Source organism: Caenimonas soli, assembly GCF_013155545.1.
In the GTDB taxonomy this organism is placed as follows: Bacteria; Pseudomonadota; Gammaproteobacteria; order Burkholderiales; family Burkholderiaceae_C; genus Ramlibacter; species Ramlibacter soli.
In genome coordinates this window covers 220,074-234,687 of record NZ_JABJVV010000003.1, presented here as the reverse complement: position 1 = coordinate 234,687, position 14,614 = coordinate 220,074, and the positions used below count along the sequence as shown (strand labels likewise).

The following is a 14,614-nucleotide window of genomic DNA, read 5'->3' as shown; positions in this document are numbered from 1 at the left end:
TGCGGTTGTGTTGCAATCGCCTCATGAAACTACTCGTCTTTGCGGGCAGCACCCGCCAGAACTCCTGGAACCGCAAGCTGGCCAAGGTCGTCGCGGTCATGGCGCGATCGGCCGGCGCCGAAGTCACCCACATCGAACTGGCCGACTTCGACGTGCCCATGTACAACGCCGACTTGGAGGCCCGCGGCACACCGGCCGACGTCATGAAGCTCAAGCAGATCGGCTACGAACATCCGGCCTGGATCATCTGCACGCCCGAGTACAACGCCAGTTACCCCGCCCTGCTGAAGAACACCCTGGACTGGATCTCCAGCCCGGTGAAGTCCGATCCCCTCTGGAAGGACGATATGCGTTCGACCCGGGGCAAGGTGGTGGGTGTGCTCAGCGCTTCACCGGGCGGGCTGGGTGGTCTGCGCTCGCAAAGCCATCTCGTGCCCTTGTTGCTCAACCTGCAATGCTGGGTTGCGCCCAAGAACTACGCCCTGGGCCGCGCGGCCGACGCCTTCGATGCCGAGGGGCAACTGGTCAGCGAACAGGCACGCAGCAATGTCCAGGGCGTGATCGACCAGGTGCTCTGGGCGGCGGGCCGGCTAACCGGTGCTGCCCAGCCGCTCCAAAGCTGAGGCCGAGGCGATCTCGATCCGGCCATACCCCAGCACCACGGCGCGAAGCTCGACCAGCACCTTGAGTTCCTTGCTTAGCGTCTGGCGAGTGATGCCCAGCATCATGGCCAGCGCCTCCTGCGACACCGGCACCACCGGCCGCGTGTCCTCAGCCTGCGTGGCGTCGCCATGGGCCAGCAGCAACAACCGCCGCGCCACCCGCGCCCGCGTCGAGCGCAGCGTCGCGTCTTCCACCATGCCGTAGAGCGAGCGCGTGCGCGCGGCCAGCATGCGGCAGATCGCTTGCGAGAAACTGTGGCGCTTCATCAGCTCGTCGAAGGCCGCTCGCGGCAGCGCCAGCACCTCGGCCTCCCCCACCGCCGTGGCGTCATGAGTGCGCGGCTGCTGGTCGATCAGCGAGATCTCGCCGAACCAGTTGCCGGCTTCCAGCACCACCAGAATGGCTTCCTTGCCGTCCTCGCGCAAACTGGAAATCTTGAAGCTGCCCGACACCAGGCCATAGAAAGCGCCCTTGCCCGGCGGCACGCGGTCGCCCTGGCGGAACAGCATCTCGCCCGGGCGCAGCCGCAGCAGCTCGGCTGCACTCAGCATCGCGCGGCGCTCGCGCAGCGGCAGCGCGCCGAACCAGGGGTTGGCGGACAGGCGGGGCAGCAGCTCGAGCGTGGATTTCATAGACGCGTGCGGGACAGAAGCACAGCCACATTGTCAAATTTTTGACAGTTGTCCGTCAAGCCCGGTCCAAGAATGCAGCCATGAACGCACGCGCCAACTTCACCCGCATGCAGGACAGCACCCAGGCCGACTGGCAGGTCATAGGGGGCGAGTTCATGCAGTTCAGCAAGGGCTTGCCGGATCGCGTCATGGCGCATCTGAAGATCCTGGAAGGCGACTACGGCGGCTTCCCGGTCGATCGCTACACCCATTCGCTGCAGACTGCGACCCGCGCCCTGCGCGACGGCCGCGACGAGGAGTATGTGGTGTGCGCGCTGCTGCATGACATCGGCGACACGCTGGGCTCGTTCAACCATCCCGACATCGCCGCCGCCATCCTCAAGCCCTTCGTCAGCGAGGCCAATCACTGGATGGTGCAGCAGCATGGCATCTTCCAGGGCTACTACTTCTTCCATCACATCGGCATGGACCGCGACATGCGTGAGCAATTCCGCAGTCACCCGCATTTCGCCCGCACCGAAGAGTTCTGCGCACTCTACGACAGCCCGGCGTTCGACGCGAAGGCCGAGACGCTGCCGCTGTCCCAATTCGAACCCATGCTGCGCCGCCTGATGGCCCAGCCGCGCAACAGCATCTACAAGTCGGCTCTCGACAACAAGGAACCCGCATGAACATCGCCTCTCTCAAGGAAGTCGTCAGCGCCGAGGAATGGCAGCTGCGCGTGGACCTGGCCGCCTGCTACCGGCTGGTGGCCCTGTACGGCTGGAGCGACCTGGTGTTCACCCACATCAGCGCGCGCCTGCCCGGCCCCGAGCACCACTTCCTGATCAATCCCTACGGGTTGATGTTCGACGAGATCACCGCCTCGTCGCTGGTGAAGGTGGACCAGCAGTGCAACAAGATCATCGACTCGCCCTTCCCGGTCAACCCGGCCGGCTTCGTGATCCACAGCGCCGTGCATGAAGCACGCGAAGACATCCAGTGCGTGCTGCACACCCACACCCGCGCCGGTGTCGCGGTGAGTGCGCAGAAAGGCGGCATCCTGCCGATCTCGCAGCAAGCCACCTTCGTGCTGGCCTCGCTGGCCTATCACGACTACGAGGGCGTGGCCTTCCGCGACGAAGAGAAGCCGCGCCTGCAGGCCGACCTGGGCAATGCCAACTTCCTGGTGCTACGCAACCACGGCCTCCTGGTCACCGGCAAGACCATCGCCGATGCCTTCCTGCAGATGTACACCTTCGAGAACACCTGCCGCATCCAGCTCGATGCACAAGCCGGTGGTGAACTGATCACGGTGAATCCGCAGATCGTCAAGGGCGTGGCCGAGGCGATGAGGGTACAGACCGGCGGCATGGGCGGCGCCTTTGCCTGGCCCGCGCTGATTCGCAAGCTGGATCGCGCGGACCCCAGCTACAAGAACTAAGCCACGCCGACCGCGGCCAGCTCCAGCACCGCCTTGCCGCTGTTCGGCGTCTTGCGCGGCTCGTGCTCCAGCACCGAGATGTCCTTGCGTGTCATCTCGACCGAACCGAAGAAGGTGCTGAAGGCCACGTCCTTGGCGTCGCGGCCCGTGCCGATTCGCACCAGACGATCGACCGGCGCCATGCCCGAAGGATCGAACAGCACCCAGCGCCCGCCGATCCAGGCCTCGAAGGTGGCGTGGAAATCCTGCGGCGGCTCGTCGAACCAGACATAGCCCACGACGATGCGCGCCGGAATGTTCAGCGCCCGGCACATCGTGATGCCCAGGTGCGCGAAGTCGCGGCAGACGCCCGCGCGCTGCACGAACACCTCCTGCGCCGTGGTCGTGGAGTTGGTGCTGCCCGGCCGGTAGGCGATGGAGTCGTGGATCCAGTTGACGATGTCGCGCACCCGCCCTATCCCCGGCGTCTCCTTGCCGAACAGCTGCTGGGCCGCGCTGCACAGCACGTCCGATTCGCAATAGCGCGTGGGCATCAGGTAGTGGAAGATTTCATCCGGCACCTGGCTCACCGGCGTTTCCGGCAGGTGCTCGTCGACATGTTCCGAGTACACCTCGACGTCCGCCTTGTAGTTCACCAGCAGCGGGCCGGGCGGTGCATCGAAGCGGAAGAAGCGGTTGCCGCTGACACCGTCGGTGTACGCATGCAGGGCCACGCCCGAAGACACGGCCAGCCGCTCGCTCACGATCTTCTGCGTGGGCCAATGGGCTGCTTCGATGTTGAAACAGAAATGCGTAGGGCCCGTGACCTCGTATTCGAGGACGGTTTCTACCGTGGAAAGATGCATGACGAGGTACCTCGCCACCATGGTACGGGCACGGCTGCGCCCATCGATCAGCTAGCGGCGCAGCGTGATGTAGGACTGAGCCGTCTGGCGCTTACTTGCCGAACAGGCCACGCAATTTCTCGCCGACCTTGTCGCCCACACCCGCCCCCGCGCCGGTGCCGACGCCCGGCGCGAGCACGGTGCCGATGGCCGCGCCCACCAGCGCACCCTGGCTCAGCGTGACACTCGGCGAATCGAGAGTGCCACCCACCACCAGCGGCACGCCGAGCTTTCCGCCGGCAGCGGCGGACGTCAGGGTGACCGTGACGCGCCCGCTCAGGTCGCGGCTGGGCGCCATCGCCACATTGCCATTGGCGGAGAGCGAACCGGAAGTCGCCACCAGGTTATTGAGCTGGACCGAGCGGCCTTGCGTGACCACGTTGCCGGCCAGCGTGTCCAGCCGCGTCTCGCCGCTGCGGTTCATGCCCACCGTCTTGACCGCCTGCGCCAGGTCGATGCCATGCACGACCGCATTGCGCACCGTGAAGCGGGTCTGGCTTTGCAGCGCATCGGCAATCGCGCCGGGCTCGCGGAACTCGCTGCGCAAGTTGGTTTGCGCCTCCAGCCGGCCGGTCAGCGTCTTGCTGGGCGCGGTGAGCGCCGATACCTCGACATTGGCCGTATCGAATTGCCCCTGCAGGACCGACGCACCCTTGGTGCCGGGTTGCAACCGGAGCTTGCCGACGACGGTGCCACCGCCGATCTCGATTCTCACGGCCCAGTGATCGGGCTGACGTTCCATCGTGGCCTTCGTCCCTTGCAGCCGGCCCTTGCGCACTTCCATGTGCGCAGTCCCCGGCATCCCGTCGTCGTCCAGCGTCGCCTGCGCATCCACGGTCGTGCTCCCACCCTTGGCGTGCACCCAGGTCACTTGCTCCAGCACGGTGCGACGCGGCAGCAGCGCCATGGTCCCGCGCGACTCCTTGGGCGGCGTGGTTCCGGCCTTGGCGCGCTGCGTTTTCTGGAACGCGGCGGCGATCGCAGCCACGGCGCGCTCGGGCACCACCGCGTCGCGCACCAGCAGCGTCTTGATCTCCAGGCGGCCCTGCAGCAACGGCGCCCAGGAGGGCCGCGCCTCGATGCGTTCCAGCGTGAGTGGCGGCTGGCTCTTCACCTGGACCTTGTCCAGGCCCACGGCCGGCAAAGGCCAGACGTCCACCGTGATCCCGCCGACCACGACCGGCACGCCCAGCGTCTCCGAAGCCTGCTGGTTGACGCGGCCGCGAAAATCCTCGCTGCCCACCCAATGCTGCAAGGCCATGGCGACGGCGCCGAGCAGGAGCAGCGGCAAAAGGATGAGGGCCAGAAGCCATTTCGCGAGACGTGTCATGGATGCATTGTCGCGAAACCACGCACGGGCGCCTGCAGGAAATTCCCTCCCCCGCTAGCATCGTGGTTCTGCTGAACGTCCCCAGCGAAGGATCTCTCCCATGAAGCTCTACTACTCGCCCGGTGCCTGTTCCCTCTCCCCGCACATCGCCCTGCGTGAGGCCGGCCTGGCTTTCGAGCCCGTGCTCGCCAGCACCAAGACCCACAAGCTGCCGGATGGCTCGGACTACTACGCCATCAATCCGCTGGGCTACGTTCCCACGCTCGAACTCGACGACGGTACGCGCCTGCGTGAAGGGCCGGCCATCGTCCAGTACATCGCCGACCTGGTGCCCATCAAGAACCTGGCGCCCGCCAACGGCACCTTGCCGCGCTACCGCCTGCAGGAGTGGCTCGCCTTCATAGGCACCGAAATCCACCGCAGCTTTTCGCCGCTGTTCAATGCCGCCATGCCCGAGGAAGCCAAGAAGATCTACCGTGACCGCCTGGCCTCGCGCTATCGTTGGCTCGACGGCGAACTGGCGGGCAAGCCATACCTGATGGGTGATCATTTCAGCGTCGCCGATGGCTACCTGTATGCGGTGACGCGCTGGGCCAAGCCGCCGAACGTGGACCTCGCCGCCTTCGTCAACGTCATGGCTCATCACGAGCGAGTGACTGCCCGGCCGGCGGTGCAGGAAGCGCTCAAGGTCGAAGGCCTGCTCGGCAAGTAGAACGGATCAGAGCGGCCGCTGGCGCCAGGCCAGCAGCGAACCCAGCCACAGCGCGGCGGCCGAAAACACCAGGCCGCGCGCCAACCCGCCGGGGCCGTCGGCGATCCAGCCGACGATCGTGGGCCCGGCGATCTGACCGGCCGCGAACACGATGGTGAAGGCGCTGATGCCCGCTGCCCATTGCGCTGGCGGCAGGTTGTGGCGCACCAAGGCAGTGGTCGAGGCCACCACCGAGAGGAACACCCCGCCGAACACCAGGCCCGACAGCAGCACCAGCGGCCAGGCCGCCGTCAGTGCCGGCACCACCGTCGCCACGCCGAGCAGCCCGCAGAGGATCGCCAGTGCCTGGCCGCCCTGGTAGTGATCGAGCAAGCCGGCCCAGATGCGCGACGAGGCCAGCACTGCCAGGCCCAGCAGCGCATAGAACAGGGTCACGCGCGCCGGCCCCACGCCCTGTTCGCGCAGCAAGGCGATCACGAAGGTCATGTAGCCGATGTAGCCCACGCCGAACATGGTGTAGCCGGCCAGGCCGGGCGCGAATGCACGCCAGCTGAACCGCGCCTTTTGCACCTGCGCCTGCTGCGGCTCGGCCGCATCGCCCAACAGGCGCGGCAGCACGCGCGCCGGCCACATCAGCAAGGCGGTAGCGATAAAGCAGGCCAGCGAGAGCACCCACCAGGCCCAGGCCCAGCCATGCGGCCGCTCGCGCGCCGCTTCGAGCAAGGCCGGCACCAGCAGCGCGGACAGCACGATGCCCAGGCCGGTGCCGCCGTAGTACAGGCCCAGCAGGAATCCGCTGCGTGCCGGGCGCAACGCACCCAGGCGCGCGGCCAGCAATCCGCCGGCGATGAACAGGAAGGCGCTGGCCACGCCGGCAAGCACGCGCTGCGCCAGCAGCGGCGCGGCCTCGGTGAAGAAGCCGCTCAGCCCCATGAACAGGCTCGCCAAGGCCGAACCCGCCACCAGCATCCGCGAGGGACCGTATCGATGCATCAAGCGCGGTGTCAACAGCGCACCGAGCAGGTAGCCCAGCGCATTGGCGGTGTTCATCGCCCCGGCCAGCGTATAGGACCACTGCAGGTCGGCGCGCATCGGCGGCAACAGCAGGCCGTAGGCGAAACGCGTGATCCCCAACGACACCGCGGCGCCAAGTGAGAGCGCTAAGGCAAGTCCCAGCAGGGACGGCGGCGAGGCAACGGGGCGCGGCATGGGCGCAATTGTCGGGCTAGACTTCGCGCCATGCCAAACACCCACCAAATCCTTCTTGCTTCCCTCCTAGGCTTGATGCTGGCCGCGCCCGCCCATGCCGGCCGACCGCTCACCGTGGACGACGCCAGCGTCAACGAAGCCGGCGCCGGCCATGTCGAGGCCTGGTACGCGCGCCTGCCGGGCCGCGCCCACACCTGGACGGTCGCACCCGCCTATGCGCCCATCGACGGGCTGGAGCTGGGCGCGGCAATCTCGCGCGATCGCACGGCCAATGCCACCAGCGGCGCCGTGCAAGCCAAGTGGCGCATCACGCCCTCGCAGGAATCGGGTTGCAACGTCGGCGCAGTGCTGGGCGTAGCGCATACGCGCGGTGCCGGGGGCAACACCCCTTATGTGAACGGCCTCGCCACCTGCAACAGCGGCTGGGGCGCCAGCCATTTCAATCTCGGCGCCGTGCACGCGCCGGGCGAGTCCACCCTGGGCACCTGGGGCATCGCGCACGAACGCGAATTCGGCCGGGTCACGGCCCATGTGGAAGCCTTCGGCCAGCGCCATTCCAAGCCCACCTTCCAGGTCGGCGCACGAATGGAAGTCGCCAAGGGCCTGCAGATCGATGGCACCGTAGGCCGCAGCGACCGCGAGAACCTGGTCAGCGTGGGGCTCAAGCAGTCGTTCTAGAAAGGCGTGGCGCGGCCCGTCCGGCGGCTACCATAGCGCCATGTTCAGCAAGCCGCGCATCCTGATCGTCGAGGACGAATCCGGCATCGCCGACACCATCCAGTATGTGCTGGCTACCGACGGCTTCGCGCCCGTGTGGTGCGCCACGGCGGAGCAGGCCTTGCGCGAGTTCGCGGCCCAGCCGCCAGCACTGGCCATCCTCGATGTGGGCCTGCCCGATCTCAACGGCTTCGAGCTGTTCAAGCAGTTGCGGGCCCTGCCCGGCGGCGACCAGGTGCCCATGCTGTTCCTCACAGCGCGCAGCGACGAGATCGACCGCGTCGTCGGCCTGGAGCTGGGCGCCGACGACTACATCCCCAAGCCCTTCTCGCCGCGAGAACTGGTGGCGCGGGTGCGCACCATCCTGCGCCGCAGCGTTCGGCCCGCCCCCGTGGCGAGCATGGCGCCGCCGGCCGCGCCGGTCCGGCCCTTCGCCCTCGACGAGGAGCGGCGCCAAATCCGCTATTACGGGCGCCTGCTGGAACTCTCGCGCTACGAGTACGGCATCCTGCGGCTGCTGGTGCAAAAACCCGGCCGCGTGTTCAGCCGCGACGAGCTGCTGGACAAGGTCTGGGACGGCAACAGCGACAGCTTCGATCGCACGGTGGATGCGCATATCAAGACGCTGCGCGCCAAGCTCAAGACGGTGGCGCCCCAGCTCGAAGCCATCCGCACCTTGCGCGGCTCGGGCTACGCGCTGAGCGAAGAGCTACCGGCGGTGATTTGAGCAAGCGCAACCGCATCTTCATCGGCATTCTGCTGATCTTTGCGGCGGGGCTGGCGTTCATGTTGTACCGGGTGGTGGCGGACCTGGATCCGCGCTACCGCGAATCGGCCGAGGAATCGCTGGTCGAGACCGCGCAGCTGATGGCCAGCCTGGTCGAGCAGGACGCGCGCAACGGCGCGATCGACACCAGCCGGCTGGGGCCGCTGTTCAAGACGGTGTACGCCCGCAACTTCGAGGCCCATATCTTCAGCGTCACCAAACGGCGCGTCGAATTGCGGCTGTACGTCACCGACCGCAGCGGCCGCGTGCTGTTCGATTCGCTGGGCCACGTCACCGGCGCCGACTTCTCGCAATGGCGCGACATCCGCATGGCCCTGCGCGGCGAGCCCGGCTCGCGCACCACACCGGACGTGGAGAACGACCCGGCCACCTCGGTGATGTACGTCAGCGCGCCGGTGCGATCGAACAACGATGTGATCGGTGCGGTCTCGGTGGGCAAGCCGGTGCAGAGCTTCGGCCAGTTCGTCGAGGCGGCGCGGCGCAAGACGCTCTACGTCGGGCTGATGTCGGTGGCCGGCGTGCTGCTGCTGGCCCTCATCGTCTCGGTCTGGCTGGTGCGCCCCTTCGGCCTGATCGGCGATTACGTGCGCTATGTGCGGGCCCAGCGCCGCTTCAGCCTGCCGCGCCTGGGCCGGCGCGCCCTGGGCGTCATCGGCGCCGCCTACGACGAGATGCGCGATGCCCTGGCCGGCCGCAACTACGTCGCCGACTATGTGCAGACGCTCACGCATGAGGTCAAGAGCCCGCTGTCGGCCATACGCGGCGCCGCCGAACTGCTGCAGGAGCCCGGCATGCCGCAAGAGCAGCGCCAGCGCTTCCTGGCCAACATCACCCGTGAAACCCAGCGCATCCAGGAGATGGTCGACCGCATGATGGAGCTGACGGCGCTGGAGACGCGCCGATCGCTCGAGCATGTGGAGAACGTGGCCCTGCGGCCATTGCTGCAAGAGCTCGTCACCAGCGCCCAGGACGCGGCGACAGCGCGCCAGATTCGCATCGTGCTGCAGGCGGCGGACGATGCCGAGGTGGAGGGCGATCCGTTCCTGCTGCGGCAAGCCGTCAGCAACCTGCTGGACAACGCCATCGATTTCTCGGCAGATGGCGCGCAGGTCAGCGTTTCGCTGGAGCGCACGCCGCGGGCCGCACGCATCCGGGTGCAGGACCAGGGACCCGGCATTCCCGAGTACGCCCAGGACAAGGTGTTCGAGAAGTTCTACTCGCTGGCGCGGCCGCACTCCAGCAAGAAGAGCACGGGCCTGGGCCTGTCCTTCGTGCGCGAAATCGCCTCGCTGCATCAGGGCCGCATCGAGCTGGGCAATGCGCCAGAAGGCGGCGCCGTGGCCGTGCTGTCGCTGCCGCTGGCCATCGCCTGACGCGCGGCCAGGCTTCACACAGACTTCACGAAACTCTCGCTGCACTTCAAATCGGCTTCGCCGTCGCTGGCGATCCTTGGCTCCGTGCACTGTCGCACTGCGCCCTGGAGAGCCCCACATGCAGCCCACCCTTTCACCCGCCCGCGGCCTGGCGCGCTGGCTATGGATAGCCGGCGCCAGCATCGCCGCCACCTGCTTCATCGCCCTGGGGGCGGGGGCCGCCCACGCCCAGGGCAACGATCAGCCGCGCCTGAAAACCGAGAGTCCGTACTTCTTCGTCAAGAGCGACGACCCGACGGTGGACCAGCTGCCGCTGAAGTCCACCAAGGTCGACGTCCGCATCTCGGGCGTGATCGCCGACGTCACCGTGACCCAGCACTACAAGAACGAAGGCCAGCGGGCGATCGAGGCCAAGTACGTGTTCCCGGGTTCGACCAAGGCAGCGGTATATGGCATGAACGTGCGGCTGGGCGACCGCCTCATCACCGCCAAGATCCGCGAAAAGCAGCAAGCCCGCATCGAGTACGACAGCGCCAAGAAAGAGGGCAAGACGGCGGCGCTGCTCGAGCAGCACCTGCCCAACGTGTTCCAGATGAACGTGGCCAACATCATGCCGGGCGACGACGTGATGGTGGAACTCAAGTACACCGAGCTGCTGGTGCCGCAGGCCGGCAACTACCAGTTCGTCTTTCCCACGGTGGTCGGCCCGCGCTACAACAGCCCGCAGTCCAGCCAAGCCCAGTCGCAGTGGGTGAGCAAGCCCTTCTTTCCGGCCGGGCAACCCGGCGGCGCCGCCTTCGACATCCAGGTCGCCATCGCCAGCCCGATCGGCCTGAAGGAAGTGCGCTCGGCCTCGCACACGATCGAGGTGACACAGCAAACCGATGAGCGCGCCGCCGTGGCCTTGCAGCACAGCACCGACGCGCAGAACAACCGCGACTTCATCCTCGACTACCGCCTGGCCGGCGACCGCATCGAATCCGGCGTGATGCTGTTTCGCGGCAACGACGAAAACTTCTTCCTGGCGATGGTCGAGCCCCCCAAGCAGGTGCCGGCCAGCATCATCAGCCCGCGCGAATACATCTTCGTGGTGGACATCTCGGGCTCCATGCACGGCTTTCCGCTGAACACCTCCAAGGCGCTGCTGCGCGAGCTGATCGGCAGCCTCAAGCCGAGCGACAGCTTCAACGTGCTGCTGTTCTCCGGCAGCAACCGCTTCCTGGCGCCGCATTCGGTGCCGGCCACGCGCGCCAACATCGAGCAGGCCATCCACACCATCAACCAGATGGGCGGCGGCGGCAGCACCGAGCTGATCCCCGCGCTCAAGCGCGTCTACGCCGAGCCCAAGGCCGCCGATGTCTCGCGCACCGTGGTGGTGGTGACCGACGGTTATGTGACGGTGGAGCGCGAAGCCTTCGAGCTGGTGCGCAGGAACCTGTCGCAAGCCAACGTGTTCTCCTTCGGCATCGGCTCCTCCGTCAACCGGCACCTGATGGAAGGCCTGGCGCGCGCCGGCATGGGCGAGCCCTTCATCATCACCAAGCCCGAGCAGGCAGCGGCCGAGGCGGCGCGCTTTCGCCGCATGATCGAGTCGCCGGTGCTCACCAGCGTCAAGGCCCGCTTCGAAGGGCTGGACGTGTACGACGTCGAGCCGGTCCAGCTGCCCGACGTGCTGGGCGAGCGGCCGGTCGTGGTGTTCGGCAAATGGCGCGGTGAGGCCCGCGGCCAGGTCGTCATCGAAGGCCAGAGCGCCACCGGCCCGTATCGCAACGCCATCGCCGTCGGCGCCCACATCGGCCAGGACACGGCAGCCCTGCGCTATCTCTGGGCGCGCCATCGCGTCGCCGCCTTGTCGGACCAGGAGTCGCTGGAAGGCGGGGACAGCCATCGCAAGCGCATCACCGATCTGGGCCTGCAATACAACCTGCTGACGCAATACACCAGCTTCCTGGCCGTCGACCACATCGTGCGCAACCTGGCGCCGCAGGACACACCCAGCGTCAACCAGCCGTCACCCATGCCGCAGGGCGTGAGCAACCTGGCCATTGGCGCCGAAGTGCCGGGCACGCCCGAGCCCGAGACCTGGGGCGCGATCGCCGTGCTGCTCTCGGTGCTGGCCATGATGGCGCGCCGCGCCCGCCGTACCGACGCCCGCCGCTTCACCGCCTGAAGGGAAACGCCATGGCCCACTCGTCCCTGCTGAGCGTCCCGGCCTTCGTGCGCTTGGGCATTCGGCTGGATACCGCCCCCTGCGGCATCTGGCTGGCCCTGCTGGCCGCTGCGCTCTGGCCCACCGCCTGGTGGATGGGCCAGCGCATGCTGGATGGCTCCGACGAGCCGCTGGGTGCACTGGCATTGGCCGCCCTGGCGCTGCTGCTCTGGGTGTGCCGGCGGCGGTTGCGCGCCGCGCCGCGTCTGGGGTGGCTCGCGCTCGCGCTGGTGGGGGCTGTGGCCTCCACTGCCGCCCTGGGACAGGTGCCGCCGCTCGTGTCATCGTTGCTCGGCCTGCTGGCACTGGGTGCAGGCCTGGCCGCGTTCCTGCCTTCTACCGTGGCCACTGCCCCGGTGCTCGGCTTGTCGATGCTCTCGCTGCCACTGCTGGCCTCGCTCCAGTTCTACGCCGGCTACCCGTTGCGCGTGATCACCGCCGAGGCCAGCCGCTGGCTGCTGGCTGCCGGTTTCGAGGTGGAGCGCAGCGGCGCCAGCTTGCTGGTCGATGGCCGGCTGGTCATCGTCGATGCGCCCTGCTCCGGCGTGCAGATGCTGTGGCTGGGCTACTTCACCGCCTGCGTGGTGGCCCTGCATGCCGGCCGCCGCAATGCCGGCTTCCTGGCGCGGCTGCCGGCGGTGAGTGCGCTGGTGCTGGCCGGCAACGTGCTGCGCAATGCCGTGCTGGTGGCCTTGGAGGCATCGGGCCGTCACTTGGCGGGTTGGGCGCATGACGCGGTTGGCCTGTTCGTGCTGGCCATCGTGTGCGCCGTCATTGCCCGGGTGATGCACGGACCTTTGGGAGAGCGCGATGTTTGACAACAGCTTCCTGAATCGCGTGCTGTTCAAGTCGCTCTGCGCCTTGCTGCTGCCGGCCTGCATGGTGTGGGGCGCCGTCGCGACCTGGGCCCAGCCGCACCCGGCCGTGACGCGCGCGGCACCCGGCTTCGAGCTGCCATCGCAGTGGCAGGGCCAGCCGTTGCGCCCCCTCGCCCTCAGCGAAGTCGAGCAGCGTTTCGCCCGCCAGTTCCCCGGCACGCTGGCCCGCATGACCGACGGGCGCGAGGTGCTGGTGCTGCGCGCCGTGCACCGGCCCACCCGCATGCTGCATCCGGCCGCCGACTGCTATCGCGGCCTGGGTTATCGCGTCGCCGGCGAGCAGCTTCAACTCGACGGTGAACACCGCTTGTGGCGCTGCTTCGAAGCGATGCGCGCGGGCCAGCGCCTGAAAGTCTGCGAACGCATCGTCGACGCCCAGGGCGCCGGTTTCACCGATGCTTCCGCGTGGTATTGGGCGGCGCTGCTTGGTCAATCGCAGGGTCCGTGGCAAGCTATCACCATCGCGAGTCCACTATGAAAAAACTGGCCATTGTTTGCGCCGCCACCCTCCTGGTCGTCGCCGCGCTCGCGACGGGCGCGTTCTATGCGGCGCGCGCCATCCTCGCGCCGCTGCCAGGCGAATGGTCCGTGCCCCTGAAGTTCGGCCCGCTGGAACTGCAGGCCGGCGTGCCCTCCGTGATTCGCCTCGCCACTTCGCCTTGGGGCGGGCCGCTACTGGATGGACATGAGTTCGCCACCCGCGTCGGCCGGCTCCATCTGGACTGGCAGTCATCGAACAGTACGCTGCTGCTGCGCTGCGCGCCTTGCATCCTGCAACCGCCCGGCCTGGGTGAGGAGAGCCTGCAGCTCGACCAGGTGCTGACCTCGGTGCGGCGCAATGGCGGACGTCTCTACGGCGAAGTGGTTTCTGGCCGCGTGCGCGGCACGTGGGAAGGCCGCCTTGCGCAAGGCGAGCTTCCCCTGCGCCTCTCGATTCCCGGCACGCAGTTGGCCGACGGCTACGCGCTGTTCGCCCGTCACATCCCCGAGGTAACGCAGGCGCAGATCGGTGGCGTCTTTTCCTTGCAAGCCCAGCTCAGCCTGCCGTCGGGCACTTTGACGATAGCGCCGCGCATCGAAGGCTTCGAAGTGAGTGGACTGGGCACGGAAGCCCTGGCCGGCGCGCGCAGCAGTTGCACCACCGGGCGGCGCACCAGCCGGCTCACGCCCGACAGCTGGCTGGCCCGCGCCGCCGTCGCGGCCGAGGACCAGCGCTTCTTCGAGCACCAGGGCTACGACTTGACCGAACTCGCATCGTCGCTCACCCGCAACCAGCAGATGCATCGCATCGAGCGCGGCGGCAGCACCTTGTCGCAGCAGGTGGCCAAGCTGCTGCTCACAGGCGACGAACGCAGCCCTGTGCGCAAGCTGCGCGAGTTGCTATATGCGGTGGAAATGGAGCGCACGCTGGGCAAGCCGCGCATCCTGCGCCTGTATCTGGACAACGCGCCCTGGGGCCCGCGCCTGTGCGGGGCCGAGGCGGCAGCGGTTCACTACTTCGGCGTGCGCGCGCATGAGCTCACACCGGCGCAGGCCGCTTGGTTAGCCGCCATGCTGCACAACCCCGTGATGGAAGCCCAGCGCTGGGCCGACACCGGCCAGATCAACATGGCCCGGGCGCAGTGGGTGGCAATGGGCATGCGCGGCCTCACGCGCAAACAGAAGCTGACGCTGGTCGAGGACATGGCCGCACGAGACTGGCCCGCGACTTGGGCCGAGCCGCCGCCGTTGCCCGCGCCAAGCACCACGCCGCGCAAAGGAAGGCAGGCGGTCGAAGACTGAACGGCCGCTACCTGG

Annotated in this window: 15 protein-coding genes; 11 read left to right on the top strand and 4 right to left on the bottom strand. The window is 67.7% G+C overall.

What is annotated here, in order from left to right; translation table 11 throughout:
- Nucleotides 1–23 precede the first annotated feature (23 nt).
- Nucleotides 24–623 carry an NADPH-dependent FMN reductase gene (locus HNE04_RS06335; protein WP_172217667.1) on the top strand — a complete coding sequence of 200 codons (600 nt, stop codon included), beginning with the start codon at nt 24–26 and terminating at the stop codon, nt 621–623.
- On the opposite strand, the gene HNE04_RS06330 is transcribed toward HNE04_RS06335, so the two are convergent.
- Entirely contained in the window at nt 591–1,295 is a 705-nt protein-coding gene (locus HNE04_RS06330) for a Crp/Fnr family transcriptional regulator (RefSeq protein ID WP_172217666.1), read from the bottom strand. The two genes, HNE04_RS06335 and HNE04_RS06330, sit on opposite strands and share 33 nt — an antisense overlap.
- A gap of 80 nt (nt 1,296–1,375) precedes the next feature.
- On the opposite strand from HNE04_RS06330, the gene HNE04_RS06325 reads away from it, so the two are divergent.
- Complete coding sequence (locus tag HNE04_RS06325; RefSeq protein WP_172217665.1) at nt 1,376–1,966, top strand: HD domain-containing protein; 591 nt, start codon at nt 1,376–1,378, stop codon at nt 1,964–1,966.
- Complete coding sequence (locus HNE04_RS06320; RefSeq protein ID WP_172217664.1) at nt 1,963–2,718, top strand: class II aldolase/adducin family protein; 756 nt, start codon at nt 1,963–1,965, stop codon at nt 2,716–2,718. Before HNE04_RS06325 ends, HNE04_RS06320 begins: the two co-directional genes overlap by 4 nt.
- On the opposite strand, the gene HNE04_RS06315 is transcribed toward HNE04_RS06320, so the two are convergent.
- Complete coding sequence (locus HNE04_RS06315; RefSeq protein ID WP_172217663.1) at nt 2,715–3,563, bottom strand: transglutaminase-like domain-containing protein; 849 nt, start codon at nt 3,561–3,563, stop codon at nt 2,715–2,717. The genes HNE04_RS06320 and HNE04_RS06315 overlap by 4 nt on opposite strands.
- Nucleotides 3,564–3,654: 91 nt before the next feature.
- On the bottom strand, nt 3,655–4,932 hold the full coding sequence (locus tag HNE04_RS06310) for an AsmA family protein (protein ID WP_172217662.1): 1,278 nt from the start codon (nt 4,930–4,932) through the stop codon (nt 3,655–3,657).
- Between the two features lie 100 nt (nt 4,933–5,032).
- Between HNE04_RS06310 and gstA the strand changes: the two genes are divergently transcribed.
- Complete coding sequence (gene gstA / locus HNE04_RS06305) at nt 5,033–5,644, top strand: glutathione transferase GstA (protein WP_172217661.1); 612 nt, start codon at nt 5,033–5,035, stop codon at nt 5,642–5,644.
- 6 nt (nt 5,645–5,650) lie between these two features.
- Here gstA and HNE04_RS06300 read toward each other — a convergent pair whose 3' ends face one another.
- Nucleotides 5,651–6,853: a YbfB/YjiJ family MFS transporter gene (locus HNE04_RS06300; RefSeq protein ID WP_172217660.1), complete on the bottom strand. Its 1,203-nt coding sequence runs from the start codon at nt 6,851–6,853 to the stop codon at nt 5,651–5,653.
- Between the two features lie 30 nt (nt 6,854–6,883).
- Between HNE04_RS06300 and HNE04_RS06295 the strand changes: the two genes are divergently transcribed.
- The 7 genes from HNE04_RS06295 to HNE04_RS06265 all read left to right on the top strand — a co-directional run bounded on the left by HNE04_RS06295 (nt 6,884) and on the right by HNE04_RS06265 (nt 14,599).
- Entirely contained in the window at nt 6,884–7,531 is a 648-nt protein-coding gene (locus HNE04_RS06295; protein WP_172217659.1) for a hypothetical protein, read from the top strand.
- Between the two features lie 40 nt (nt 7,532–7,571).
- Nucleotides 7,572–8,297: a two-component system response regulator CreB gene (gene creB / locus HNE04_RS06290; protein ID WP_172217658.1), complete on the top strand. Its 726-nt coding sequence runs from the start codon at nt 7,572–7,574 to the stop codon at nt 8,295–8,297.
- Nucleotides 8,294–9,730, top strand: a complete 1,437-nt coding sequence (creC, locus tag HNE04_RS06285; protein WP_172217657.1) for a two-component system sensor histidine kinase CreC — start codon at nt 8,294–8,296, stop codon at nt 9,728–9,730. Before creB ends, creC begins: the two co-directional genes overlap by 4 nt.
- A gap of 118 nt (nt 9,731–9,848) precedes the next feature.
- The gene (locus tag HNE04_RS06280) at nt 9,849–11,900 is read left to right on the top strand and encodes a VIT and vWA domain-containing protein (protein WP_172217656.1); all 2,052 of its coding nucleotides are present in this window, start codon (nt 9,849–9,851) and stop codon (nt 11,898–11,900) included.
- A gap of 11 nt (nt 11,901–11,911) precedes the next feature.
- Nucleotides 11,912–12,757 carry an exosortase Q gene (xrtQ, locus tag HNE04_RS06275; RefSeq protein WP_172217655.1) on the top strand — a complete coding sequence of 282 codons (846 nt, stop codon included), beginning with the start codon at nt 11,912–11,914 and terminating at the stop codon, nt 12,755–12,757.
- Nucleotides 12,750–13,295 carry a hypothetical protein gene (locus HNE04_RS06270; RefSeq protein WP_172217654.1) on the top strand — a complete coding sequence of 182 codons (546 nt, stop codon included), beginning with the start codon at nt 12,750–12,752 and terminating at the stop codon, nt 13,293–13,295. Before xrtQ ends, HNE04_RS06270 begins: the two co-directional genes overlap by 8 nt.
- Complete coding sequence (locus tag HNE04_RS06265; protein ID WP_172217653.1) at nt 13,292–14,599, top strand: biosynthetic peptidoglycan transglycosylase; 1,308 nt, start codon at nt 13,292–13,294, stop codon at nt 14,597–14,599. Before HNE04_RS06270 ends, HNE04_RS06265 begins: the two co-directional genes overlap by 4 nt.
- Nucleotides 14,600–14,614 lie beyond the last annotated feature (15 nt).